Annotated in this window: 21 protein-coding genes, 3 tRNA genes and 1 pseudogene; 11 read left to right on the forward strand and 14 right to left on the reverse strand. The window is 72.5% G+C overall.

Features of this window, described 5'->3' with window-relative positions; all coding sequences use genetic code 11:
• Window positions 1-54 precede the first annotated feature (54 nt).
• Window positions 55-1,149, forward strand: a complete 1,095-nt coding sequence (locus AB0E77_RS23455) for a Glu/Leu/Phe/Val dehydrogenase dimerization domain-containing protein (protein ID WP_361573643.1) — start codon at window positions 55-57, stop codon at window positions 1,147-1,149.
• A gap of 339 nt (window positions 1,150-1,488) precedes the next feature.
• On the forward strand, window positions 1,489-1,737 hold the full coding sequence (locus AB0E77_RS23460) for a DUF3073 domain-containing protein (protein WP_161165701.1): 249 nt from the start codon (window positions 1,489-1,491) through the stop codon (window positions 1,735-1,737).
• Window positions 1,738-1,820: 83 nt separating this feature from the next.
• On the opposite strand, the gene purM is transcribed toward AB0E77_RS23460, so the two are convergent.
• The 6 genes from purM to AB0E77_RS23490 form a co-directional block, all read right to left on the reverse strand.
• On the reverse strand, window positions 1,821-2,888 hold the full coding sequence (gene purM / locus AB0E77_RS23465) for a phosphoribosylformylglycinamidine cyclo-ligase (RefSeq protein WP_361573645.1): 1,068 nt from the start codon (window positions 2,886-2,888) through the stop codon (window positions 1,821-1,823).
• A 47-nt stretch (window positions 2,889-2,935) separates the two neighbouring features.
• On the reverse strand, window positions 2,936-4,462 hold the full coding sequence (gene purF, locus AB0E77_RS23470; protein ID WP_361573647.1) for an amidophosphoribosyltransferase: 1,527 nt from the start codon (window positions 4,460-4,462) through the stop codon (window positions 2,936-2,938).
• Window positions 4,463-4,524: 62 nt separating this feature from the next.
• The gene (locus tag AB0E77_RS23475; protein WP_361573649.1) at window positions 4,525-5,322 is read right to left on the reverse strand and encodes an META domain-containing protein; all 798 of its coding nucleotides are present in this window, start codon (window positions 5,320-5,322) and stop codon (window positions 4,525-4,527) included.
• A 36-nt stretch (window positions 5,323-5,358) separates the two neighbouring features.
• Window positions 5,359-6,156: a sterol carrier family protein gene (locus AB0E77_RS23480; protein ID WP_361573651.1), complete on the reverse strand. Its 798-nt coding sequence runs from the start codon at window positions 6,154-6,156 to the stop codon at window positions 5,359-5,361.
• Window positions 6,157-6,165: 9 nt separating this feature from the next.
• Entirely contained in the window at window positions 6,166-6,999 is an 834-nt protein-coding gene (locus AB0E77_RS23485; protein WP_361573652.1) for a M23 family metallopeptidase, read from the reverse strand.
• A gap of 49 nt (window positions 7,000-7,048) precedes the next feature.
• Complete coding sequence (locus tag AB0E77_RS23490; RefSeq protein ID WP_361573775.1) at window positions 7,049-7,531, reverse strand: helix-turn-helix domain-containing protein; 483 nt, start codon at window positions 7,529-7,531, stop codon at window positions 7,049-7,051.
• 72 nt (window positions 7,532-7,603) lie between these two features.
• On the opposite strand from AB0E77_RS23490, the pseudogene AB0E77_RS23495 reads away from it, so the two are divergent.
• Window positions 7,604-7,810 (forward strand): annotated as a pseudogene (locus tag AB0E77_RS23495) (Uma2 family endonuclease); the annotation flags it as partial.
• Between the two features lie 61 nt (window positions 7,811-7,871).
• Here the strand turns inward: AB0E77_RS23495 and purL are convergent.
• Genes purL through purS form a run of 3 tightly spaced genes read right to left on the reverse strand, consistent with a single transcriptional unit; the run spans window position 7,872 to window position 11,076 of the window.
• Window positions 7,872-10,130, reverse strand: coding sequence for a phosphoribosylformylglycinamidine synthase subunit PurL (gene purL / locus AB0E77_RS23500; RefSeq protein ID WP_361573654.1), 2,259 nt, complete (start codon window positions 10,128-10,130; stop codon window positions 7,872-7,874).
• Complete coding sequence (gene purQ, locus AB0E77_RS23505) at window positions 10,127-10,807, reverse strand: phosphoribosylformylglycinamidine synthase subunit PurQ (RefSeq protein WP_361573656.1); 681 nt, start codon at window positions 10,805-10,807, stop codon at window positions 10,127-10,129. Before purQ ends, purL begins: the two co-directional genes overlap by 4 nt.
• Entirely contained in the window at window positions 10,804-11,076 is a 273-nt protein-coding gene (gene purS / locus AB0E77_RS23510; protein WP_361573658.1) for a phosphoribosylformylglycinamidine synthase subunit PurS, read from the reverse strand. The genes purQ and purS overlap by 4 nt, the downstream gene beginning before the upstream one ends.
• A 349-nt stretch (window positions 11,077-11,425) precedes the next feature.
• Here purS and AB0E77_RS23515 point away from each other — a divergent pair, with 349 nt between their 5' ends.
• From AB0E77_RS23515 to AB0E77_RS23550, 8 genes are all read left to right on the forward strand, one after another.
• Entirely contained in the window at window positions 11,426-11,743 is a 318-nt protein-coding gene (locus AB0E77_RS23515; protein ID WP_127894179.1) for an Lsr2 family protein, read from the forward strand.
• 180 nt (window positions 11,744-11,923) lie between these two features.
• Window positions 11,924-11,995, forward strand: a tRNA-Gly gene (locus tag AB0E77_RS23520).
• A gap of 80 nt (window positions 11,996-12,075) precedes the next feature.
• Window positions 12,076-12,148: transfer RNA gene (locus tag AB0E77_RS23525), tRNA-Gly, on the forward strand.
• A 147-nt stretch (window positions 12,149-12,295) separates the two neighbouring features.
• A complete protein-coding gene (locus AB0E77_RS23530; protein WP_361573660.1) occupies window positions 12,296-13,273 on the forward strand; it encodes an ABC transporter ATP-binding protein in 978 nt (325 codons plus the stop codon).
• Entirely contained in the window at window positions 13,270-14,070 is an 801-nt protein-coding gene (locus AB0E77_RS23535) for an ABC transporter permease (RefSeq protein WP_361573662.1), read from the forward strand. The genes AB0E77_RS23530 and AB0E77_RS23535 overlap by 4 nt, the downstream gene beginning before the upstream one ends.
• Window positions 14,071-14,105: 35 nt before the next feature.
• Window positions 14,106-15,350 carry a histidine kinase gene (locus AB0E77_RS23540; RefSeq protein ID WP_361573664.1) on the forward strand — a complete coding sequence of 415 codons (1,245 nt, stop codon included), beginning with the start codon at window positions 14,106-14,108 and terminating at the stop codon, window positions 15,348-15,350.
• Entirely contained in the window at window positions 15,347-15,961 is a 615-nt protein-coding gene (locus AB0E77_RS23545; protein ID WP_361573666.1) for a response regulator transcription factor, read from the forward strand. The genes AB0E77_RS23540 and AB0E77_RS23545 overlap by 4 nt, the downstream gene beginning before the upstream one ends.
• Before the next feature lie 34 nt (window positions 15,962-15,995).
• Window positions 15,996-16,071, forward strand: a tRNA-Gly gene (locus AB0E77_RS23550).
• A gap of 50 nt (window positions 16,072-16,121) precedes the next feature.
• Here the strand turns inward: AB0E77_RS23550 and AB0E77_RS23555 are convergent.
• The 5 genes from AB0E77_RS23555 to AB0E77_RS23575 all read right to left on the reverse strand — a co-directional run bounded on the left by AB0E77_RS23555 (window position 16,122) and on the right by AB0E77_RS23575 (window position 24,530).
• Window positions 16,122-17,018, reverse strand: coding sequence for a phosphoribosylaminoimidazolesuccinocarboxamide synthase (locus tag AB0E77_RS23555; protein ID WP_361573668.1), 897 nt, complete (start codon window positions 17,016-17,018; stop codon window positions 16,122-16,124).
• Window positions 17,019-17,103: 85 nt separating this feature from the next.
• Window positions 17,104-18,609 (reverse strand): N,N-dimethylformamidase beta subunit family domain-containing protein, encoded by a 1,506-nt coding sequence (locus AB0E77_RS23560; RefSeq protein ID WP_361573670.1) that lies wholly within the window; start codon window positions 18,607-18,609, stop codon window positions 17,104-17,106.
• A gap of 166 nt (window positions 18,610-18,775) precedes the next feature.
• Entirely contained in the window at window positions 18,776-20,596 is a 1,821-nt protein-coding gene (locus AB0E77_RS23565; RefSeq protein ID WP_361573672.1) for a hypothetical protein, read from the reverse strand.
• A 301-nt stretch (window positions 20,597-20,897) separates the two neighbouring features.
• Window positions 20,898-22,172 carry a phosphoribosylamine--glycine ligase gene (gene purD, locus AB0E77_RS23570; RefSeq protein WP_361573674.1) on the reverse strand — a complete coding sequence of 425 codons (1,275 nt, stop codon included), beginning with the start codon at window positions 22,170-22,172 and terminating at the stop codon, window positions 20,898-20,900.
• A gap of 114 nt (window positions 22,173-22,286) precedes the next feature.
• On the reverse strand, window positions 22,287-24,530 hold the full coding sequence (locus AB0E77_RS23575) for a DNA polymerase III subunit gamma and tau (RefSeq protein WP_361573676.1): 2,244 nt from the start codon (window positions 24,528-24,530) through the stop codon (window positions 22,287-22,289).
• Window positions 24,531-24,549: the final 19 nt, after the last annotated feature.

Genomic DNA, 24,549 nt, shown 5'->3' on the forward strand with positions numbered 1-24,549 from the left:
GCCACCCGCACGGGGACCCTCTTCACCCGCCGCACCTACACAGGAGTCACCACCGTGACCGACGTAACCGGCGCACCTGCTGATGTACTGCACACCCTGTTCCACTCGGACCAGGGGGGTCATGAGCAAGTCGTGCTCTGCCAGGACCGTGCCAGCGGCCTCAAGGCCGTCATCGCCCTCCACTCCACCGCCCTGGGCCCCGCGCTCGGCGGTACGCGCTTCTACCCGTACGCGAACGAGGCGGAGGCCATCGCCGACGCGCTGAACCTCGCGCGCGGGATGTCGTACAAGAACGCCATGGCCGGTCTCGACCACGGCGGCGGCAAGGCCGTGATCATCGGCGACCCGGAGCAGATCAAGAGCGAGGAGCTGCTGCTCGCCTACGGCCGGTTCGTCGCCTCGCTCGGCGGCCGGTACGTCACCGCCTGCGACGTCGGCACCTATGTGGCCGACATGGACGTCGTGGCCCGCGAGTGCCAGTGGACCACCGGGCGCTCCCCCGAGAACGGCGGCGCGGGCGACTCGTCCGTGCTCACCTCCTTCGGCGTCTACCAGGGCATGCGCGCCGCCGCCCAGCACCTGTGGGGCGACCCGACGCTGCGCGACCGCACGGTCGGCATCGCCGGCGTCGGCAAGGTCGGCCACCACCTGGTCGAGCACCTGCTCGCCGAGGGTGCGCACGTGGTCGTCACGGACGTGCGCAAGGACGTCGTGCGGGCCCTCACCGAGCGGCACCCGTCGGTCATCGCCGTGGCGGACACGGACGCGCTGATCCGGGTCGAGAACCTGGACATCTACGCCCCCTGCGCGCTCGGCGGCGCGCTGAACGACGACACCGTGCCGGTGCTGACCGCGAAGGTCGTGTGCGGTGCGGCGAACAACCAGCTCGCCCACCCGGGCGTCGAGAAGGACCTCGCCGACCGCGGGATCCTCTACGCGCCCGACTACGTGGTGAACGCGGGCGGTGTCATCCAGGTCGCCGACGAGCTGCACGGTTTCGACTTCGAGCGGTGCAAGGCCAAGGCTGCGAAGATCTACGACACGACGCTCGCGATCTTCGCACGTGCGAAGGAAGACGGCATCCCGCCGGCCGCCGCGGCCGACCGGATCGCCGAGCAGCGGATGTCGGAGGCACGCGCGCGTCGCTGACCGGCGACGGCGCTCGACCGCCCTCCGGAGGGAGTGAGCCCGGAGGGCGCTATTCGAAAGTATGAGCGGTACCCGCCGGGGGGCGGTTGGAGAGAACTCTCACTTCTCCCGGCGGGTCGACCGTCGAAACGTGGTTAAAATCGCCTTTGACCAGCGAGGACGGGGCGCCTCGAAGGTCCTGGGCGTAGCCACGTCCTGCGGGCGACGTACCGTATGGGCGTGGGCTCAGGTACCGTGGAAGCCCTACGGACCGGTCTCTCCACGGAGAGCCCGTTCCGGACCATGAACGCGTGTCAAGACTCTGGGGCCGTCGAGCCCCGTCGTTGAGGGGGTCGAGCCATGGGGCGCGGCCGGGCCAAGGCCAAGCAGACGAAGGTCGCCCGCCAGCTGAAGTACAACAGCGGTGGGACTGATCTCTCCCGCCTGGCCGAGGAGCTGGGCGCATCGACGTCGAGTCCGCAACCGCCTAACGGCGAGCGGTTCGAGGACGATGAGCAGGACGACGAGCTGTACGCAAAGTACGCCGACCTCTACGAGGACGACGAGGACGAGGACGGCCAGTCCCCGCAGCATCGTCGCGGCGCTTGACCCTGCACTGAACACCCACCCGGTCGGTGACTTCCGTCACCGACCGGGTTCTGTGCTACCCGCATCGCCGTGCCGGGCTCGGCTCAGCGGGCGTAGTCGCCGGTCATCGTGGCGCCCGTCGCGTGGTCGCCGCGGTCGGTGATCTCGCCGGCCACCCAGGCGTCGACGCCGCGGTCGGCGAGGGTCGCCAGGGCCACGTCGGCGGATTCCCGGGGCACGACGGCGATCATGCCGACGCCCATGTTCAGGGTCTTCTCCAGCTCCAGGCGCTCGACCTTGCCGGTCCGTCCGACGAGGTCGAAGACCGGGGCCGGCGTCCAGGTGGAGCGGTCGACGGTGGCGTGCAGGCCGTCGGGGATCACGCGGGCCAGGTTGGCCGCGAGGCCGCCGCCGGTGACATGGCTGAAGGCGTGCACCTCGGTGGTGCGCATCAGGGCCAGGCAGTCCAGCGAGTAGATCTTCGTCGGCTCCAGGAGCTCCTCGCCGAGGGTGCGGCCGAGGTCGTCCACGTGCGCGTCGAGGGCCATTCCGGCCTCGTTCAGCAGGACGTGGCGGACGAGTGAGTACCCGTTCGAGTGAAGGCCGGAGGCGGCCATCGCGACGACCGCGTCGCCCTCGCGGATGCGGTCCGGGCCGAGCAGCCGGTCGGCCTCCACGACGCCCGTACCGGCTCCGGCGACGTCGAAGTCGTCCGGGCCGAGCAGTCCGGGGTGCTCGGCCGTCTCGCCGCCCACCAGGGCGCAGCCGGCCAGCACACAGCCCTCGGCGATGCCCTTGACGACGGCGGCGACGCGCTCGGGGTGGACCTTGCCGACGCAGATGTAGTCGGTCATGAACAGCGGCTCGGCGCCGCACACCACGATGTCGTCCATGACCATGGCGACCAGGTCGTGGCCGATGGTGTCGTAGACGCCCAGCTGCCGCGCGATGTCGACCTTGGTGCCGACGCCGTCCGTGGCGGAGGCGAGCAGGGGGCGCTCGTACTTCTTGAGGGCGGAGGCGTCGAAGAGGCCGGCGAAGCCCCCGAGGCCGCCGAGGACCTCGGGACGCTGCGTCTTCTTGACCCATTCCTTCATGAGCTCGACGGCGCGGTCGCCCGCCTCGATGTCGACGCCCGCGGCTGCGTAGCTGGCACCAGTTGTGTCAGGCATGACGATGAGAACCTTTGTGTCGTACGGCAGGTATTGCGGACGGACGGCTACGGGCGACGGATGGCGTCGGCGGCGGCCGTGCCGGCGGGCCCGGCGGCCAGCTCGGTCTCCAGGAGCTGCTTGCCGAGCAGCTCGGGGTCGGGGAGCTCCATCGGGTACTCGCCGTCGAAGCAGGCGCGGCACAGGTTCGGCTTGTCGATGGTGGTCGCGTCGATCATGCCGTCGATGGAGATGTACGCCAGGGAGTCGGCGCCGAGCGAGGTGCCGATCTCGTCGATGCTCATGCCGTTGGCGATGAGCTCGGCGCGGGTCGCGAAGTCGATGCCGAAGAAGCAGGGCCACTTCACGGGCGGGGAGGAGATCCGGATGTGGACCTCGGCGGCGCCGGCCTCGCGGAGCATGCGGACCAGGGCGCGCTGGGTGTTGCCGCGGACGATGGAGTCGTCCACGACGACCAGCCGCTTGCCCTTGATGACTTCCTTCAGGGGGTTCAGCTTGAGGCGGATGCCGAGCTGGCGGATGGTCTGCGAGGGCTGGATGAAGGTGCGGCCCACGTAGGCGTTCTTCACCAGGCCGTTGCCGAAGGGGATGCCGGAGGCCTCGGCGTACCCGATCGCGGCGGGGGTGCCGGACTCCGGGGTCGCTATGACGAGGTCGGCCTCGGCGGGAGCCTCCTTGGCCAGCTTGCGGCCCATCTCGACGCGCGAGAGGTACACGTTGCGGCCGGCGATGTCGGTGTCCGGGCGGGCCAGGTACACGTACTCGAAGACACAGCCCTTGGGCTTCGCTTCTGCGAATCGCGACGTGCGCAGACCGTTCTCGTCGATGGCGACGAACTCGCCCGGCTCGATCTCGCGGACGAAGGACGCGCCGCAGATGTCGAGGGCGGCGGACTCGGAGGCCACGACCCAGCCGCGCTCGAGGCGGCCGAGGACCAGCGGGCGGATGCCCTGCGGGTCACGGGCGGCGTAGAGGGTGTGCTCGTCCATGAAGACGAGGCTGAAGGCGCCCATGACCTTCGGGAGGACCGTGTGAGCGGCCTCCTCGATGGTCAGCGGCTTGCCGTCCTCGTCGACCTGGGCCGCGAGGAGCGCGGTCAGCAGGTCGGTGTCGTTGGTCGCCGCGACGCGGGTGGACCGGCCTTCCTGCTTGGGCAGGTCGGCGACCATCTCGGCGAGCTGGGCGGTGTTGACGAGGTTGCCGTTGTGGCCGAGCGCGATGGAGCCCTGCGCGGTGGCCCGGAAGGTTGGCTGGGCGTTCTCCCACACGGAGGCACCGGTGGTCGAGTAGCGGGCGTGACCGACCGCGATGTGACCCTGGAGCGAACCGAGCGAGGTCTCGTCGAAGACCTGGGACACGAGGCCCATGTCCTTGAAGACGAGGATCTGGGAGCCGTTGCTGACCGCGATTCCCGCGGATTCCTGACCCCGATGCTGGAGGGCGTAGAGCCCGAAGTACGTGAGCTTTGCGACCTCTTCACCCGGGGCCCAGACACCGAAGACGCCGCAAGCGTCCTGGGGGCCCTTCTCGCCGGGAAGTAGATCGTGATTGAGTCGACCGTCACCACGTGGCACGCCCCCGAGTGTAGGCGAGATCGACCACTGGTCCGAATTGGGGATATCGGCTCACCTGCGGATCACCCGTCGGCCGCGGCGCGTACAACCGTGCCGTCTTCGCTGGTCAGCGTCAGGGTTTCGTGATCGATCCGGTAGTCCAGCCGACCCTCGAGGAAGCGGAGCATCCGCTTCTCGGCGTCCATGAGTGAGCCTTCGCACATCATTCGGGTGGTGGCCGGGGCGCCCAGGGTGATATGTCCGTCGCGGACGGTGGCCTCGGCGTTGACGCGGTTGCAGGGGAGGCGGCCGGAGAGGGTGCCCTTCTCCTGGTCGAAGGTGAGGCGGGCCTCGCCCTTCCCGCCGGGGGTGGTGACGGTCCATTCCGTGCCGTACAGGGGCGCGTCGTCGGACCTGCTCAGCCGGACGGTGTCGCCGGCGGAGGTGGTGAGCGTCAGCCGGCCGCTCTCCGCGTCGGCGGTGAGGGGGCCGGCGGTGAGGACGCGGCCGAGGGACTTCTCGAACTCCGGGGGCGTCTTGTCGCACGCCCGCTCGGTGAACGCGGCGTCGCTGAGCCGGACGCGCTCGCCGTCGACGTCGGCGCGGGCGCTGAAGGTGTTGCAGCCGGTGCTGCCCGCCGCCTCACCGCCGGCGTCGATCCGGACCCGTGCCTCGCCGGGCGCCTGGTGGGTGGTGCCGTCGACGGTGACGCTGTCGATGCTCCAGCGGACGCCGGTGACCTGCCGGTCCGCGCCGACGGAGCCGCTGCCGGTCCGTTCACCGCCGGCCTTCTCGCTGCCGCAGGCCGCCGCGAGCGGGACGAGCACGGCGACGACGGCCATGGTCAGGGTCATGCTGCGCTGCTGCTTCTGCCTGTACATGCCGATTCGACGGAGGCGCGGAGCGTCTGGTTCCCCTCAGCTCAGCAGCGGCAGCAGCCCGCCGAGGTCGGCCCGCTCGCCGCTCGCGCTCACCTGGGCCTCGGCCACGGCGTCCGTCCAGGCCAGCCGCCCGGTCGCGAGCCGGACCCAGGTCAGCGGGTCGGTCTCGACCACGTTGGGCGGGGTGCCGCGGGTGTGCCGGGGCCCTTCGACGCACTGCACGACGGCGTACGGCGGCACCCGCACCTCCGTCGACCCGCCGGGCGCCTTCACGGCGAGCGCGTCGGCGAGCAGCCGGGTCGCGGCGGCCAGGGCCTGCCGGTCGTACGGGACGGCCAGGCCGGACACGGCGGCGTTGAGGTCGTCGGTGTGGACGACGAGTTCGACCGTACGGGTGACGAGGTAGTCGTCCAGCGGCAGCGCGCCCGCGTTGGTCTCCAGGAGCCGGCTGCCGGGGTGCTCGGCGAGCAGCGCGCGCAGGCTCTCGTCGACGTCGGCGAGGTACGCGTCGAGGTCGGGGTGGTCCGCGGCGAGCCCGCGGGTGAAGTCGGCGATCGCGGCGGCGTTCCCGGCGGTGGCGAAGACCCACTCGGCGACCTGGACGTCCTGCCGGGCCGGTGCGGGCCGTTCCACGGCGCGGTGCAGGGCGGTCAGGGCCATCCCGATGTGCGCCACCAGCTCCCGCACGGACCAGTCCCCCAGCCGCGTCGGCAGCGCGAGCTGCTCGTCGGTGAGGGTGCGCACGGCGTCCCGGACCTGCCCGAACTGGGCGAGCACGGCGGCACGGGTACGGACGGGGTCGTAGCTGCGGGGGCGCTTTCCGGCGGGGGACATGCAGGGAGCCTATGCGGGCGCGGCGCCGGGCGAGTACGCCTCGATGAACTCGCCGTTGCGGGGGACGCCGATGCCGTGCCACGTGAAGGGGACGCCCCGCGCGGTGTCCGGGTCGGGGCCGTCCATGAGCTGGAAGTGGACGTGCGGCTCGGTGGAGTTGCCGGAGTTCCCGCAGCGGGCGACCATCTGGCCCGCGCGCACCCGGTCCCCCTCGCCCACGGCGAAGGAACCGCGCCGGACGTGGGCGTACATGGCGTACGTGCCGTCTCCGAGGTCCAGCACCAGGTGGTTGCCGACGATGCGGCGGGCGCCGGTCATCTCGCGGACCGAGCCCTCGACCAGCATCAGGTACAGCAGGGCGGGCAGCGAGGTGCGGCTCAGGTGGTCGCGCTGGCCGTCGTCGGCCCGGACGACGGTGCCGTCGGCCACCGCGAGGAGTGGTGCGCCGAACGCGGGGAAGGCGCCGGCGCGCCGGGCGAGGGGCCACAGGGCGCGGAAGCCGGGGCGGGCTCCGGGCTCCGGTTCGGCGACGAGGTCGATGGCGAAGGTCTGTCCGTAGGCGTGGACGCCGTGGCTCGGGGTGCGGTCGGCCGGGCTGTTCAGCGCGGACCAGCGGCCGGTGACGGGCGGGGCGACCTCGACCGGCTCGCGGACGGTGCGCGGGGCGTCGGGGGTGCCGCCCCAGCGGTTGACCACGGCGATCAGGACGTAGGCGAGGACCAGGGGCAGGAAGACGCACCACCAGGGATACCCGGGGTCGAACAGGACGCCGACGGCCACCAGGGCCAGGAAGGCGAGTTGCAGCGCCCGGAAGGTGATCATGGCGAGCTTGCGTACGGACATCGTTCCCCCTTGCTCGTGCCGGTCCCGGCGTGCTCGTGGCGGTCCTGGGTCAGTTCCGTGCGGTCGACAGCGCCACCAGCAGCGGCACGACCCGTCCCGGCGGCACCTCGTGGCGGCCCCGGCCGGTGGTGTGCAGCCAGCCGGCGCCGGTGAGCTGGCGCAGGTGGTGGTAGACCTGTCCGGTCGTGCCCACCCCGTCCAGCTCGGCCAGCTCGGCCGCGGTGCGCCGGCCGCCGAGGATCTCCCTCAGCAGGCGGAGGCGGACAGGGTGTCCCAGCGCGGCGAACACCTCGGCGGACTCGGACCAGTCGGCCTCCAGCAGCCCCTCGGTCAGCGCCCCGTGCTGCCAGGCGTACCGCTCCCCGGCCGACAGGCGTACGGAGCCGGTGAAGAGCACCCCGCCGGCCGCCGCCCCCAGCTCCGCGAGCTGTTCCTCGAGCCCTTCCAACGCCCAGAGGTCGCCCTCCCGGGGGCGGGGGACGGACCGCTCGGCGGCTTCCAGGGCCGCGAGCCGTCGTTCGAGGTCGGCCAGGCGCTGTTCCAGTTGCTCCACCCTTCGAGATTACGTAAGAGCGTAATCTCGCGCAAGCGTCACTCGTACCTGAAGCCGGCCGCCTACGGCGAGGCGGGAATTCCTGTGTACCTCTTGATCGACCCGGATTCCTGCACAGTCACGGTGCACAGCGGCCCGGACCGGAGGGCCGGCGGCTACCGGGAGGCCCGCGTCACGAAGTCCGGCGAGACGTTGGTCCTGCCGGACCCCGTCGGCATCGAACTCGACACGAAGATCCTCAAGAACTACGTGCGCTGAGACGACGAGGTCCCGCCCGGAACCAGCCGGACGGGACCTCTGCCTCGCAGCGGGCGTACAGCTACGCCAGCAGCGCCGGGATCGTGCCCTCGTGGGCCTCGCGGAGGTCGGTCAGCGGCAGGGTGAACTCGCCCTGGACCTCCACCGCGTCGCCGTCCACCACGCCGATGCGGGTGACCGGCAGGCCACGGGCACCGCACATGTCGGTGAAGCGGAGCTCCTCCGAACGCGGGACGGCGACGACCGCGCGGCCCGCCGACTCCGAGAACAGGAAGGTGAAGGCGTCCAGACCGTCCGGGACGACCAGACGCGCGCCCTTGCCGCCGAGCAGCGCCGACTCGACGACCGCCTGGACCAGACCGCCGTCGGACAGGTCGTGCGCGGAGTCGATCATGCCGTCGCGGGAGGCGGAGATCAGGATCTCGGCGAGCAGGCGCTCGCGCTCCAGGTCGACCTCGGGCGGCAGGCCGCCGAGGTGGTCGTGGATGACCTGGGACCAGGCCGAACCGCCGAACTCCTCACGCGTGTCGCCGAGGAGGTAGAGCAGCTGGCCCTCCTCCTGGAAGGCGACCGGAGTGCGGCGGGCCACGTCGTCGATGACGCCGAGGACGGCCACGACCGGGGTCGGGTGGATGGCCGCCTCGCCCGTCTGGTTGTAGAGCGAGACGTTGCCGCCGGTCACCGGGGTGCCGAGCTGGAGGCAGCCGTCGGCCAGGCCGCGCACGGCCTCCGCGAACTGCCACATGACCGCCGGGTCCTCCGGCGAGCCGAAGTTCAGGCAGTCGGAGACCGCCAGCGGCTTCGCGCCCGTCGTCGCGACGTTGCGGTACGCCTCCGCCAGGGCCAGCTGCGCGCCCGTGTACGGGTCGAGCTTGGCGTAGCGGCCGTTGCCGTCGGTCGCGATGGCGACGCCGAGGCCGGACTCCTCGTCCACGCGGATCATGCCCGAGTCCTCGGGCTGGGCGAGGACGGTGTTGCCCTGCACGAAGTGGTCGTACTGCTGGGTGATCCACTGCTTGGACGCCTGGTTCGGGGAGGACACCAGCTTCAGGACCTGGTCCTTCAGCTCCTCGCCGGACTGCGGCCGGGGCAGCTTGTTCGCGTCGTCGGCCTGGAGGGCGTCCTGCCAGTCCGGGCGGGCGTAGGGGCGCTCGTAGACCGGGCCGTCGTGGGCGACCGTGCGCGGGTCGACGTCGACGATCTTGCCGCCGTGCCAGAAGATCTCGAGACGGTCGCCGTCCGTGACCTCACCGATCACCGTGGCGATGACGTCCCACTTGTCGCAGATCTCCAGGAAGCGGTCGACCTTGTCGGGCTCCACGACCGCGCACATGCGCTCCTGCGACTCGCTCATGAGGATCTCCTCGGGCGAGAGCGTGGAGTCGCGGAGCGGGACGTCGTCCAGGGTGACGCGCATACCGCCGGAGCCGTTCGACGCCAGCTCGCTCGTCGCGCAGGACAGGCCCGCCGCGCCGAGGTCCTGGATGCCGACGACGAGCTTCTCCTTGAACGCCTCCAGGGTGCACTCGATGAGGAGCTTCTCCTGGAAGGGGTCGCCGACCTGCACGGCCGGGCGCTTCGACGGCTTGGCGTCGTCGAAGGTCTCCGAGGCCAGGATCGAGGCGCCGCCGATGCCGTCGCCGCCGGTGCGGGCACCGTAGAGGATGACCTTGTTGCCCGCACCGGACGCCTTGGCGAGGTGGATGTCCTCGTGCCGCATGACGCCGATGGCACCGGCGTTGACCAGCGGGTTGCCCTGGTAGCAGGCGTCGAAGACGACCTCGCCGCCGATGTTGGGCAGGCCCAGGCAGTTGCCGTAGCCGCCGATGCCGGCGACGACGCCGGGCAGCACGCGCTTGGTGTCGGGGTGGTCCGCGGCGCCGAAGCGCAGGGGGTCCACGACGGCGACCGGGCGGGCGCCCATGGCGATGATGTCGCGCACGATGCCGCCCACGCCGGTCGCGGCGCCCTGGTAGGGCTCGACGTACGACGGGTGGTTGTGCGACTCGACCTTGAAGGTGACCGCGTAGCCCTGGCCGACGTCGACCACACCGGCGTTCTCGCCGATGCCGACGAGCATCGCGTCGTTCTGCGGGGCCTTCTCGCCGAACTGGCGCAGGTGCACCTTGGAGGACTTGTACGAACAGTGCTCGGACCACATGACGGAGTACATGGCCAGCTCCGCGCCGGTGGGGCGGCGGCCGAGGATCTCCACGACCCTCTCGTACTCGTCCTTCTTCAGGCCCAGTTCGGCCCAGGGCAGCTCGACGTCGGGGGTCGCGGCCGCGTGCTCGACCGTGTCCAGAGGCGTCCGGCTCATGCGTTGACCAGCTTCTTGAGGATCGAGGTGAAGAACGGGAGGCCGTCGGTGCGGCCGGTGCCGATCAGCGGCTCGACGGCGTGCTCGGGGTGCGGCATGAGGCCGACCACGTTCCCGGCGGCGTTGGTGATGCCGGCGATGTCGTTGAGCGAGCCGTTCGGATTGACGTCCAGGTAGCGGAAGGCGACCCGGCCCTCCGCCTCCAGCTCGTCGATCGTGCGGGCGTCGGCGACGTAGCGCCCGTCCATGTTCTTCAGCGGGATGTGGATCTCCTGGCCGGCGCTGTAGTCGCTGGTCCAGGCGGTGTCCGCGTTCTCCACCCGCAGCTTCTGGTCGCGGCAGATGAAGTGCAGGTGGTCGTTGCCGAGCATCCCGCCGGGCAGCAGGTGGGCCTCCGTGAGGATCTGGAAGCCGTTGCAGATGCCGAGCACCGGGAGGCCGGCCTTCGCCTGGTCGATGACGGTGTCCATCACCGGCGAGAAGCGCGCGATGGCACCGGCGCGCAGATAGTCGCCGTAGGAGAAACCGCCGCACAGCACCACGGCGTCGACCTGCTTGAGGTCCTTGTCCTTGTGCCAGAGCGCCACGGGTTCGGCACCGGCGACGCGGATCGCACGCTGCGTGTCCCGGTCGTCGAGGCTGCCGGGGAAAGTGACGACGCCAATACGAGCGGTCACTTCACGGCCCCCGCGGCGACATCCTCGGACTCGACCTTGACGGTGAAGTCCTCGATCACGGTGTTGGCGAGGAAGGATTCCGCAAGATCATGGATGCGGGCGAGGGCGGCCTCGTCGACCGGCCCGTCCACTTCCAGTTCGAATCGCTTTCCCTGGCGGACGTCCGAGATCCCTTCGAAACCCAGTCGCGGCAGTGCGCGCTGCACCGCCTGGCCCTGGGGGTCGAGGATCTCCGGCTTGAGCATGACGTCGACTACGACGCGTGCCACTGGCACTCCCGGTGTGTGGTGCTGAGCAGGTCCCTTCAGACTACCCGTACAAAATTTCTACGCGCGTAGCCTTGGAGGAAAGTACGTGAGCCCTGTCACGATCCGGCATCTGGGGGAGACCTCACGAAAAGCTTCGGGAAAGATCTCGGACGCATCCTGGATACCTATTGCGCGGCGGACACGCGGAGAGATTTAGTCGGACTTCCCATTTCAATGCCGGGCACTGTACAAATGAAATGTCATTAGCCGATACTTTGCCCAATTACTGGCGAACAGTCGGCATCATCGCGGCGTCTCGGCATGTTCGGGCACGTCATCGCGGAGATGCCGCACGAAGGGACCGATATTCGTGGCGCAGCGTGTCGTGGTCACTCTCTTTGACGACATCGACGGCTCTGAAGCGGCGGAGACGATCGCCTTCGGAGTCGACGGCCGGATGTACGAGATCGACCTGAACGAAGCCAATGCCCGGAAACTGCGCAAGGCCCTCGAGCCCTACGTGTCGGCGGGGCGGAAGCGGTCGCGGTCCGGCAAGGCGTACCGGCAGACGGAGGTCGCCCCCGATCCGGCGGCCGTCCGGGCGTGGGCCCAGGCCAACAGGATGGACGTGCCCGCGCGGGGCCGGATCCCGAAGAAGGTGTACGAGGCGTTCGCCGAGGCGCAGTGAGCGGTCCCGTCCGGCGGCCGCCCTCAGCCGCACCCCGGCGGCCGGCGGCCCGGCCCGCGCGAGCGCCGACGGCCGCTCAGCCGCCCCTCGCGGCAACCGACTTGCGCAGCACCCCGGGTGATCAGCTAAAGTCTGGAGCACGCCGAGGGGCGAGGCCGAAAGGCCCAGCTCACGGAACATGCGGGTGTAGTTCAGTAGTAGAACATCCCCCTTCCAGGGGGAAGGCGCAGTGTGCAATTCCTGTCACCCGCTCTGCATCGCCGTACCGGCCACTCGATTGGATCAGGTAGGCTGGTGCTCGCACCGATCGGTGAAGGCCGGTCGGGGGCAATGCGGACGTAGCTCAGTTGGTAGAGCGCAACCTTGCCAAGGTTGAGGTCGCGAGTTCGAGCCTCGTCGTCCGCTCGGGAATCAGACCCCGGTCCTCCAGGACCGGGGTCTTTTCGTGCGCCCTGAGTGACCGCGGGTTCCCGCACGCCGTCTGACATTTGTCATGCCGAGCGATGACGGCTCGCACTGATGCCCGGCCCTCTGCACCGGGACGCTGGGGACATGCGAGCAAACGAACACGAGCACGTGATCGAGGTCACCGGCCTGCGGCGTGTGTACGGGGGCGGGTTCGAGGCGGTGCGCGGGATCGACTTCTCCGTGCGCCGCGGCGAGATCTTCGCGCTGCTGGGCACCAACGGCGCCGGAAAGACCTCGACGGTCGAACTCCTCGAGGGTCTCGCCGCGCCGGCCGGCGGCCGGGTGCGCGTCCTCGGACACGACCCGTACACCGAGCGCGCCGCCGTGCGCCCCCGCACCGGGGTCATGCTCCAGGAGGGCGGCTTCCCCTCCGAGCTGACCGTCGCCGAGACCGCGCGGATGTGGGCGGGCTGTGTGAGCGGCGCCCGGCCCGAGGCGGAGGTGCTGGCGCTGGTCGGACTGGCGGAGAAGACGGGCACCCGTGTGAAGCAGCTCTCCGGCGGCGAGCGGCGCCGGCTGGACCTGGCGCTCGCCCTGCTCGGCGAGCCCGAGGTGCTCTTCCTCGACGAGCCCACCACCGGGCTGGACGCCGAAGGCCGCCGCGACACCTGGGAGTTGGTGCGCGCACTGCGCGACGGCGGCACCACCGTGCTGCTCACCACGCACTACCTGGAGGAGGCCGAGAGCCTCGCCGACCGGCTCGCGATCCTGCACAAGGGCCGCATCGCCGCCACCGGCACCCCGGACGAGGTGACGGCCACCCAGCCGTCCCGGATCTCCTTCGAGCTGCCCGAGGGCTATTTCGTGGGCGATCTGCCGCCGCTGGACACGCTCGGCGTGAGCGGTCACGACACCGACGGACGGCGCGTGCGGCTGCGCACCCGCGAGCTCCAGCGGGCCGCCACCGGGCTGCTGGTCTGGGCCGAACGGGCCGGCGTGGAGCTGCGCGGGCTCGACGTGCGCTCGGCCTCCCTGGAGGAGGCGTTCCTCGGCATCGCGAAGGAAGCGGCCGAGTCGGCGGCGGCCGGCGCGGACATGACGACGAAGGAGTACGCGGCATGACCACCCCCGCCCCTACGGCCCCCGCCCCCGCGGCCACCACCCCGATGAGCCGGATGGCCGCGCTCGCCCGCGCCGAACTGACCCTGTTCGGCCGCAGCAAGGGCACCCTCGTCGCCGCCCTGTTCGTGCCGCTGGTCCTGCCGGTCAGCGTGCGGGCGGCCGCCGAGGACATGGACCTCGCCGGGGCCGGCCTCACCGTCGGCACCGTGGTGCTGCCCGCGGCCGTCGGCTTCTCGCTGCTGTTCGCCGTGTACTCGGCGCTCGTCGGCGTCTTCGTCGTCCGGCGCGAGGAACTCGTCCTGAAGCGGCTGCGCACCGGCGAGCTGCGCGACGCCGAGATCCTCGCCGGGACCGCGCTGCCGGCCACGCTGACCGGCCTCGTCCAGTGCCTGTTGCTGGTGGCGGGGTGCACCGCCCTCCTCGACCTGTCCGCGCCGTCCGCACCGCACCTCGCCGTCGCCGGGCTGCTGCTGGGGCTGGTGCTGTGCGCGGCGCTGGCCGCGGTCACCGCCGGCTTCACCCGGACCGGGGAGAGCGCGCAGGTCACGCCGATGCCGCTGATGATCGTCTCGATGATCGGCTCCGGCATCACCTTCCCGCTGGAGCTGCTGCCCGACCGGCTGGCCTCGGTCTGCGAGCTGCTGCCGCTGACCGGCATCATCACCCTGGTCCGCGGCGGCTGGACCGGCGATCTGTCGGCGTCCGAGGCACTCGGAGCGCTCGCCACGGCGGTGGCCTGGACGGCCGTCGCGGTGTTTGCTGTACGGCGGCGGTTCCGCTGGGAGCCGCGGCGCTGATGCGGGACGGTCGGGGAAGCGGGGCGAGCGGGGACATGCGCAGGCCGGGGGGCTGGTGGCGGCGGAAGAGCACGCCGGCGAAGGTCGAGACGTACACACGGTGGTCGTTCCACTTCTTCGGCGTGATCGAGCTGGCCGCGATCGGGCTGTCGACCTTCGACCAGGTCGGCCCACGGCTCGCGGGCACGCTGACGCTGCTGGTCGCGGTGCACGCCGGGATCTGTGTGACGACCGCCTCACGGGCCCTGGACTTCACGCGCGGCACGCGTCCCCAGCCGGTGCGACTGCTGTGGACGCTGGCCGCCGCCACCGCCGTACTCGCCGTCGGGGCCATCGGGCTCGCCGAGCGCGGCCCGGCCGGTGAGGGCGTCGACACCGCGGCGGGCTCGGTATTCGGCGGGGTGCTCTGTTTCGGCGCGGGCACCATCGCGCTCGGGGTGCGCAACCGGCGGCGGATCGGCGCGATCGTCGGCGGCTTCGCGGTGGGCGCGGGGGTCGTGGCGTTCCCGCTGGGCCTGCCGGCCCCGGCCGCGCTGGTGACGGGCTGCATGGTGCTGCTCGGCGCGGGGTTCCTCGCCTTCACCTCCGTCTTCTCCGTCTGGCTGCTCAACGCCGTGTACGCGCTCGACGAGGCCCGCGAGACCCGGGCCCGGCTGGCGGTCGCCGAGGAGCGGCTCCGGTTCGGGCGGGACCTGCACGACGTGATGGGGCGGAACCTGGCGGTCATCGCGCTCAAGAGCGAACTGGCGGTGCGGCTCGCCCGGCGCGAACGGCCCGAGGCGGTGGAGCAGATGATCGAGGTGCAGCGCATCGCCCAGGAGTCGCAGCGCGAGGTCCGCGACGTGGTGCGCGGCTACCGGGAGGCCGACCTGGAGGTCGAACTCATGGGCGCCCAGGGCGTGCTGGCGGCGGCCGGCATCGACTGCCGGGTGACCGGGGAGGCGGCCGGGCTGCCCGCCGAGGTGCAGTCGGCGCTCGGCTGGGTGGTGCGGGAGGCGACCACGAACGTGCTGCGGCACGGTGAGGCGGAACGGTGCACCGTGGCGGTGCGGATGACGGAGGGGCGTGTGGTGCTGACGGTGGAGAACGACGGGGTGGGCACACCCCCGGGCGGGACGGACGAGGCGACCGGTTCCGGCGGATCCGGCCTGGCCGGGCTGCGGGAGCGGCTGTCCGCGGTGGGCGGCACGCTGGAGGCCGAACGCGTCGGCAAGGGCGCCTTCCGGCTGGTCGCGCAGGCGCCGCTGACCACCGAGCCGGAACTGGAGGCCGTGTCGTGACGACCGCCGTACGGGTGCTGCTCGCCGACGACGAGCACCTGATCCGCGGCGCGCTGGCCGCCCTGCTCTCCCTGGAGGACGACCTCATGGTGGTCGCCGAGGCCGCCACCGGCCCGGAGGCCCTGGCCATGGCGCGGGCACACCGGCCCGACGTGGCCGTCCTCGACCTTCAGATGCCCGGCGCCGACGGTGTGAAGGTCGCCACATCCCTGCGCACCGAACTGCCGGGCTGCAAGGTGCTGATCGTCACCGGTCACGGGCGGCCCGGGCATCTGAAGCGGGCACTCGCGGCGGGTGTGCGCGGGTTCGTCCCGAAGACGGTCAGCGCCCAGCGGCTCGCCGAGCTGATCCGCACCGTCCACGCCGGAAACCGTTACGTCGACCCCGAGTTGGCCGCGGACGCGATCTCCGCAGGGGACTCCCCGCTGACCGCCCGGGAGGCCGAGGTGCTGGAGTACGCGGCCGACGGGGCGCCCGTCGCGGAGATCGCCGAGCGGGCCGCGCTCGCCGAGGGGACCGTGCGGAACTACCTGTCGTCGGCCGCCACGAAGCTCGGCGCGGAGAACCGGCACGCGGCAGTGCGCCTCGCACGGGAGCGAGGTTGGGTATAGTGGCTCACGCACCACGGCGAAGCCCGCGGCGCAGGCGAACGTAGCTCAGTTGGTAGAGCGCAACCTTGCCAAGGTTGAGGTCGCGAGTTCGAACCTCGTCGTTCGCTCCACAGGAGAAAGCCCCCGGTCCAGGCCGGGGGCTTTCTCGTGTCCCGGTGTCCTACCAGCGCACGCCCGTCAGACGCTCGTAGGCCTCGACGTACTTGGCGCGGGTCGCGTCCACGACCTGCCGCGGCAGCGCCGGCGGGGGCTGCTCGCTCTTGCGGTCCCAGCCGGACTCCGCCGAGGTCAGCCAGTCCCGCACGAACTGCTTGTCGTACGACGGCTGCGCGCGGCCGGGCTGCCACTGGTCGGCGGGCCAGAAGCGGGAGGAGTCCGGGGTGAGGACCTCGTCGGCGAGGACCAGGTCGTCGCCCTCGAAGCCGAACTCGAACTTGGTGTCGGCCAGGATGATCCCGCGCTCGCGGGCGATGTCCCGGGCGCGGGAGTAGACGGCCAGTGTGGCCTGGCGCAGGCGGGCGGCGGTGTCCGCGCCGGTCTGGCGGACGACCTCCTCGTAGGAGACGTTCTCGTCGTGCTCGCCCACCTCGGCCTTGGTGGCCGGGGTGAAGATCGGGGCGGGCAGCTCCGAGCCGTCGACGAGGCCCTCGGGGAGGGCGAGGCCGCAGACGGTGCGGGATTCCCGGTACTCGGCGAGGCCCGAGCCGGTGAGGTAGCCGCGGGCCACGCACTCCACGGGGACCATCCGCAGCGACTTGCAGACCAGGGTGCGGCCCTGCCAGTCGGCGGGCGCGCCCTCGGGCAGCGCGGTGCTCAGGACGTGGTTCGGGACCAGGTCGGCGAGCTGGTCGAACCACCACAGGGAGAGCTGGGTGAGCACCCGGCCCTTGTCGGGGATCTCGGTGGGCAGCACCCAGTCGTAGGCGGACATGCGGTCGCTGGCGACCATCACGAGGTCGCCCGCCTCGTTCTGGTACAGATCGCGCACCTTGCCGGTGTGCAGATGCACCAGACCCGGAACCTCAAGCGGCTCGGGCTTTTCGACGAATCCGGACACGGTTCCTCCCCGTGGTTCTGTCCATGTACGTCGATTCTCCCGTATGCGGCGGCCGATCTCCGTGCGGGGTGGTCGTAGGGCCTGGTCAGTCGCGTTTGCAGATGCGGTCCAGGAGGTTGGCGGTGGCCCGCTGGATCCGCGGGTCGACGTGGCCGGGGCGGTCCAGGGCCGGGGACCAGGCGAACGTCCCGGACGCGAAGACCCAGGCACCGGACGGCGCCCGGTACAGGGACGTCTCCTGGTGGCGCCGGGCGCCGTGGACGTCGGTGTACGGGGAGTGGGCCAGCAGGACGCGCTCGTCGTGCTCGGGGAGCGGGGTGCGCGGGAAGTAGCGGTCGGCCTCGCCGGCGACCAGGCCCTCGATCTCGTCGCCCTCCTGGGCGCCGGTGACCTCCCAGAGCCAGTGGCCGGCGTTGCGGACGATCATCGGGTGCGGTTCGGGGACGCGGCCGGCGTACTGGATGCCGAGCAGCTGCTGCTCGGCGCGGTCGATCTCCCGCCACAGCACCGGCCGGCCCGGGCCCTGGCGCTTGCGGCAGGTCAGCAGGCGGTCGGGGACGCCGGAGGGGGAGGGGGCCAGCTCCACCTGCCAGTACAGGGTGTTGGCGGAGAGGAAGACCAGGGACGTGCCGTGCTCGCGGGCCAGCTCGGTGGTGCGGCGCATGGCCGTCGACCAGTACTCGTCGTGGCCCGGGAAGACCAGGCCCCGGTAGCGGGTCGGATCGACGCGGCCGGAGTGCAGGTCGCGGGCGTCGGCGTAGGCCACGTCATAGCCGTAGCGCTCGGCGAAGCGGATGAAGTCGTAGGCGTGGCCCACGTGCAGGGGCAGTCCGGCGCCCGCGTAGGGGCGGTCGAAGGAGACGGTCGTCGCGGCGTCCGCCTCGCCGAGCAGCCGGCCCTCCTCGTCCCAGGCGTGATACAGGCTGGCGCCGGTGCGGCCGTCCTCCGGGTAGAGGTTGTACGCCTGCCAGGTGATGTCGGGCAGGAGCAGCAGCAGGTCGGCCGGGTGGTCGTCGCGGACCGTGAAGGGGACGTGGCTGCGGTAGCCGTCGGCGGTGGTGAGGACGGCGACGTACGCGCCGATGTTCCAGTACGACGGGATCTGCAGCCGCCAGGACAGCCACCAGTGGTGGCAGGAGACCGTGCGGTCCGCGGTGAGCGGCGGGGGCTGGACGATGCCGGAGAGCCGGGGGCTGGTGGTGATCTTGGCGGCGCCGTCTCCGCCGTAGTGGCCGATCCGGTAGACGTCGACGCTGAACTGCTGCGGCGGGTCGACGGTGATGTGGAAGTCGATGGCCTCGCCGGGCGCGGCGGCACCCGTGGCGGTGAAGCCCTTGATCTGACGGTGCACGTCGTCGGCGGCGCGAGGGCCTCCGGTGGCGGAGCGCCGGTCCGTGGCCGCGCCCCGCCGGCCCGTTCCGGTCACGGGCGGCTCCGGGTCCGCGTCGATGTACCAGGGGACGACCTGGCCGGTGTCGCTGAAGTAGGTCTCCCCGCCGCGCAGCCACGGGACGGGTCCCTGGCCGAAGGGATCCGTCACGGCGTGCGCGAGTGCTCCCGACTCCCAACGGCGAACGTGCTCGGGCCCCATGGGACCGCCCCCTCCCTCGTGCCCCCGTGGTCGTGCGTATGACGAACGCCCTTGCCATGTGCGCGATCGGTCCCCAGCACATCACATCTGGCGTGCGTGCTGTCACTGTTCGTCGCGAAGTGACCGAAAGTGGAGTCGAAGGGTCCGGTTCCCTGGAGCCACGGCCTCAGACCAGGCGTACCGGCTTCTCCGCGCGTATGCCGAGCTCGGTCAGCCAGGCGCGCAGGGGGGCGGGGTCGCCGGTCTCGACGAGGCTGCGGACGCGGGGGGCCAGGTCGGCGGCGCGGACGCCGTTGACCAGGAGGGACGGGCCGTCGAGCCAGTCGAGGCCGGGCGCGGCTCCGGCGGTGTCCATGGCGGCGCAGCACACCATCGCCGTGATGTGGTCGGTGAGGACCTCGCGGCCGGTGCGCGGCGGCTGGAGCGGGAGGAGGGGCAGCGCACGGTCGTCCCACAGGGCGCTGTCGGGGCCGGTCCGGCCCGTCGCCGCCCCTGACACGGCGGGGGGCGGGGCCGCGGCCTCCTCGCGGGCCAGCTGCGCGCTCAGCCCGGCGGCCAGGGCGGCGCCCCGGGGAGTGGTGTCGGCGAGGTCGTCCTCGTCGTCGCCGGAGGTGGGGGCACCGGTCGCCTGCACGTCACGGTCCGCCGGCGGGTCGGACGGGGTGGGGCCGGACGGTGCCGGGCCGGGCGGCGTCGGGCCGGGGCGGTCCGTGAGGTGGTCCAGGACGCGGGCCAGGGTGGGGCCGTCGGCGCCGGCGGAGGCGCCCTCCGCCGTGCGACGGACGCCCAGGGTGTCGAGGACGCGGTGGAGGCGGGCCGCGTCCGTGCGCCAGGCCCGGTCGACGACCTCCTCCGGATACTCGTCCCAGCCCACCGGCGCCCAGTCCGGTCCGGTCTTCGCGGGTCCCCCGTGGAAGAGGCGCGCGGCGAGCAGGGAGACCGACTCGTCGATCAGGCCGGGCTCCTCCAGCAGGTCGCAGGCGGGGCGCTCGCCCAGGCGCGAGGCGAAGCCCTCGGCCAGACGGTCGCGGCGGGACAGCTCCGTGAGCGCCGCGACGACGCCCACGTCCAGCCGGGCGGGCCAGCGGCCCATCCGCCAGGCGGGCAGCGCCACCCGGGTCAGCAGCCGGTCCCAGCCCGCGTACGCCAGCCCGACCTGCTCCTGGGCGACGATCCGCAGCCCGTAGTCCACAGCCTGTGCGCGCTCGGCGGCCGCCGCGGCGACCCCCCGCTCCATCTCGGCGGCGTGGACGCGGCAGCTGTGCAGCAGCAGCCGGGACACCTGGCCGAGCCCTCTGCACACCGCGCGGGACAGCCCTCGGTCCCTCGCCGAGGCCACCGCCACCGCGGCGTCCAGGCCTCGTATGAAGCGCCGGGCCGCGGCTATGTCGGGGTGCGCCGACGGTCCCGTACCGGCGACGACCGGGGCGAGGACCGCGCGCAGCTCGCCCACGCGCATCCACCACAGGAAGGGCGAGCCGATGACGAGGACGGGCGCGGCGGGGTCACGGCGGTGCACCGGTCCGCCCGGACCGGCCACGTCGCCGTGCCGCTCCCCGGACGGCGGGCCGTGGGCCGGGTGGGTGCGGTCCTCCAGCCAGCTGTCGCAGTCCGGCGTGAGCGCTATCGCGGACGGCGCGGGCACCTCGAGCCGGTCGGCGAGGTCGCGCACCATCCGGTAGAGGTCCGGCGCCGACTCCTCGGTGACCGGGACCGTCGGGGTCATGGCGGGCCGGGCGCGGGCGACGACGAGGGCGACCCCCGCGGCGGACGCCAGGACGAGGAGCGCCAGCACGGACACCGTCCAGCGGGCGGCGTCCCAGCCGGCACCCACCAGGTGCCCGGTGGAACCGCCCACGAGCAGGATCACGGCGGCGGCAGCGGGCAGCAGGGCGACGGCCAGCGCCCGGCTGCGGACCCGCAGCACGGCCAGCGCCCGGGAGCGCGCGGCCCGCGCGCCCGACTCCACTCCACCGATACCGGTCACGGCCGGACCTCACCCCCTCCTTGCTGCCCTGGGACGGCGCTCCCGCTGTTGCTCACTCCCCCACTGTGGCACCCGCCACTGACATCGCAATGCCGGTGGGCCAAGTGCCGGAACACTGCCGGAACGCTTGCGCGGCACCATAGTTGGGGCCTTAGCGCCCGTCAGCCGTATGGTGCATCGGTCACCCGATGGAATGGCTTTGGGGAAAGGTGGATGACGGACAGCAAGGATCAGGCCCCAGCTCCTGGGAGGGAGCCGGGGCCTGTGGGGCGGGGTGCGGAGCGGGCCGCTCCGGGGGCGGTCAGGCCCCCGTGGTGCCCGCCGCCGCGTCGGCGGCGGCCTTCGCCGCGATGTCCGTACGGTGCTGGGAGCCGTCGAGGCCGATGCGGGCGACGGCCCGGTAGGCACGGTCGCGGGCCTCGGTGAGGTCGCTGCCCGTGGCGGTGACGGACAGGACGCGGCCGCCGGCGCTGACGACGGTGTCGCCCTCGGTGCGGGTGCCGGCGTGCAGGACGTAGGCGTGCGGGGCGTCCTCGGCGGCCACCTCGTCGAGGCCGGTGATCGGGTCGCCGGTGCGCGGGGTGCCGGGGTAGTTGTGCGAGGCGACGACCACGGTGACGGCCGCCTCGTCGCTCCAGCGCAGCGGCTCGAGGTCGGCGAGGTTGCCGGTGGCGGCGGCCATCAGCAGACCGGCGAGCGGGGTCTTCAGGCGGGCCAGCACGACCTGGGTCTCGGGGTCGCCGAAGCGGGCGTTGAACTCGATCACGCGCACCCCGCGCGAGGTGATCGCGAGACCGGCGTACAGCAGTCCGGAGAAGGGTGTGCCGCGGCGGCGCATCTCGTCGACGGTCGGCTGGAGCACGCTCTGCACGACCTCGTCGACCAGCTTGGGGTCGGCCCACGGCAGCGGCGAGTACGCGCCCATGCCGCCGGTGTTCGGCCCCTCGTCGCCGTCGAGGGCGCGCTTGAAGTCCTGGGCGGGCTGGAGGGGGCGCACGTTCTCGCCGTCGGTGATGGCGAAGAGGGAGACCTCGGGGCCGTCGAGGTACTCCTCGACGACCACGCGCTCGCAGGCGTTGGCGTGCGCCCGGGCGGCCTCGACGTCGCCGGTGACGACGACGCCCTTGCCGGCGGCGAGGCCGTCGTCCTTGACCACGTAGGGGGCGCCGAAGGCGTCGAGGGCCGCGTCGACCTCGGCGGGGGTCGTGCAGACGTACGAGCGGGCCGTGGGCACCCCGGCACCGGCCATCACGTCCTTCGCGAAGGCCTTGGAGCCCTCGAGCCGCGCGGCCTGCCCGGAGGGGCCGAAGACCGGGATACCGGCCTCGCGCACGGCGTCGGAGACCCCGGCGACGAGGGGCGCCTCGGGCCCGACGACGACCAGGTCGGCGCCCAGCTCCGTGGCCAGCGCGGTGACGGCCGCGCCGTCGAGGGCGTCGACCTGGTGCAGTTCGGCGACCTCGGCGATACCGGCGTTGCCGGGTGCGCAGTGCAGCGCGGTGACGTCGGGGTCGAGGGACAGGGAACGGCACAGGGCGTGTTCGCGGGCGCCGCCGCCGATGACAAGGACCTTCACGGGGCCAGCCTAATGGGAACGGGCGGGGCCGGTTTGTGCGGGCTTCCGAAGGGGCGGGCCGGGAGGGCTTGTGCGTTCCTCCAGTGCGGACGCCGCGCGAGCGGGCGCGGGCGCCTACTCGTTCGCGATCTCCTCCACCACCGTCGCCCCCAGCTCCCGTACGAGCAGGTCCTTGCCGGAGAGGGCCGACTCGTCGAGGTCGGGGTCGTCGTCCTCTGGGATGTCGTCCTCCGGGGAGACCGGGGGCGGCGGCTCGGGGGCCGTGGGCCGGGCGGCGGGGGCGGCCGGGGCGGACGCCGATGCCGTCGAGCCGTGCGCGGGGGACGCCGCGGACGGGCCGTCGCCCCGGGGCGACGGCTCGGCGGGTGCCGGGGCCGCCGGACGCTGCGCGGGCGCGCCGCCGGCCGGGCCGCCGTAGCCACCGCCTCCGTAACCGCCGGACGGGCCGGTGGAGGGCGGGGGTGCCGAGCCGCCGGAGGGGTCGACGACCGCGTCGACCTTCCACTGCACGTTGAACTGCTCGGCGAGGGCCTGTCGCAGCACGTCCTCGCTGCCGCTGCTCAGGAAGTTGTCGCGGGCTCCGGCGTTGACGAAGCCGATCTGGAGGGTGGTGCCGTCGAAGCCGGTCACCTGGGCGTTCTGGCTGAGCAGGATCCAGGTGAAGCGGCGGCGGTTCTTGACCGCCTCCAGGATGTTCGGCCACAGCGAGCGCGGGTCGGGCCCGCCGCTCGGCACCGGCGACGGGACCGGGGCTGCGGGCGTCGCGGCGGGGGCCGGCGCGGGCGGGGCCGGGGGCCGGCCGGCCGACGCCTGGGGCTGTCCGCCGCCCGCCGGTGCCGCCGTGGGCCAGCCGCCGGGCCGCCGCCCGCCACCCGCGGGCGCCGCGGTGGGCCAGGCGCCCGGCGCGGCGGCAGGGGCAGGCGCCGACGGCTGCCCACCGCCGGGCGCGGGAGTAGGCGCAGGCGCGGAAGGGGACGTAGGAGCGGAAGGGGGCGTAGGAGCGGCACCGGCACCCGGCGCCGAAGCCGGGGCACCCTCCCCGGCACCGGACCCCCGGACCGCCGCACGGGCCGCGGCCGGACCGCCGCCCGGCGGGACCGGCGCGGCGGGCGCCGGGCTCACGGCACTGGGGGGACCGGCATGCGCCTCGGGCCCGGGCACGTACTCCATGGCGGGCGCTCCGGCACCCGCCGAGAACTGCACCCCGCGCTCGATCCGGTCCAGCCGGGCCATCACCGACCGCTCGTCGCCGTACGCGGCGGGCAGCAGCACGCGCGCGCAGATCAGCTCCAGCTGGAGGCGGGGCGAGTGGGCGCCGCGCATCTCGGTGAGGCCCTCGTTGACGAGGTCGGCGGCACGGCTCAGCTCGGCCGCGCCGAACGAGCGCGCCTGGGCCTGCATCCGCTCGAGAACGTCGGCGGGGGCGTCGATCAGCCCCTTCTCCGCGGCGTCGGGCACAGCGGCGAGGATGACGAGGTCGCGCAGCCGCTCCAGGAGGTCGGTGACGAAACGCCGCGGGTCGTTGCCGCTCTCGATCACCCGGTCCACGACCTCGAACGCGGCCGAGCCCTCCCCCGAGGCGAACGCCTCGACGACGGAGTCGAGCAGCGAACCGTCCGTGTAGCCGAGGAGGGCGGTCGTCATGTCGTACGTCACACCCTCAGGGCCGGCGCCAGCGAGGAGCTGGTCCATGACGGACATGGAGTCACGCACGGAACCGGCGCCCGCCCGCACCACCAGCGGCAGCACGCCGTCCTCGACGGGGATGTTCTCCTTGCCGCACACCTCGGCGAGATAGTCGCGCAGGGTGCCGGGCGGCACGAGCCGGAACGGGTAGTGGTGGGTCCGCGACCGGATGGTCCCGATGACCTTCTCGGGCTCGGTGGTCGCGAAGATGAACTTCAGATGCTCCGGGGGCTCCTCGACGACCTTCAGCAAGGCGTTGAAGCCCTGCGGGGAGACCATGTGGGCCTCGTCGATGATGTAGATCTTGTACCGGCTGTGAGCGGGCCCGAAGAAGGCCTTCTCCCGCAGGTCACGGGCGTCGTCCACACCACCGTGCGACGCGGCGTCGATCTCGATGACGTCGATCGAACCCGGCCCGTTCCGCGCGAGGTCGCGGCAGGACTGGCACTCGCCGCACGGCGTCGGCGTCGGCCCCTGCTCGCAGTTCAGGCAGCGGGCCAGGATGCGCGCGCTGGTCGTCTTGCCGCATCCGCGCGGACCGCTGAACAGGTACGCGTGGTTGACCCGGTTGTTCCGCAGCGCCTGCTGCAGCGGGTCGGTGACATGCCCCTGCCCGATGACCTCGGCGAAGGACTCCGGGCGGTAACGGCGGTAGAGCGCGAGAGACGACACGCATACGAGGTTATAGGCG

This window comes from Streptomyces sp. NPDC032940 (assembly GCF_040636935.1).
In the GTDB taxonomy this organism is placed as follows: Bacteria; Actinomycetota; Actinomycetes; order Streptomycetales; family Streptomycetaceae; genus Streptomyces.